The organism is Streptomyces flavofungini, assembly GCF_041028215.1.
In the GTDB taxonomy this organism is placed as follows: domain Bacteria; phylum Actinomycetota; class Actinomycetes; order Streptomycetales; family Streptomycetaceae; genus Streptomyces; species Streptomyces flavofungini_B.
In genome coordinates this window covers 1-445 of sequence record NZ_JASKYR010001558.1, presented here as the reverse complement: position 1 = coordinate 445, position 445 = coordinate 1, and the positions used below count along the sequence as shown (strand labels likewise).

Below are 445 nucleotides of genomic sequence, written 5' to 3'. Positions count from 1 at the left end.
ACCCTGTCCCGCCCGATCGTCACGGGCGTCCTGCGCGAGGAGCTCGGCTACGACGGGGTGGTCGCCACGGACTCGCTGGCGATGCGGGGCGTCCGTACGAAGTACGGCGACGACCGCGTGGCCGTGCTGGCGCTCAAGGCGGGCGTCGACCAGCTCCTGAACCCGCCGCGGCCCGAGGTCGCGTGGAACGCGGTGCTCCGGGCGGTCGCGGACGGTGAACTGACCGAGGACCGCATCGAGGAATCGGTCCTGCGCGTCCTGCGCCTGAAGGCGCGGGCCGGTCTCCTCACCGCGGACGGCACACCGGCCCCGGACCTCACGGCCGACCTCGACGCCTCGCGCGCCGCGGCCGGGGTCGACGCCGTGGTCGGCGGCGCCGCCCACCTCGCCGCGGCCGACCGCATCGCGGAGGCGACGACGACGCTGCTGCGCAACGAGAACGCCA

1 protein-coding gene is annotated in these 445 nt (G+C 75.5%); it reads left to right on the top strand.

Going from position 1 to position 445, the window contains the following annotated elements; genetic code table 11:
- Positions 1–445, top strand: a 445-nt coding sequence (locus tag AB8Z36_RS42170) for a glycoside hydrolase family 3 N-terminal domain-containing protein (RefSeq protein WP_369218581.1), incomplete at both ends; no start/stop codon positions are given.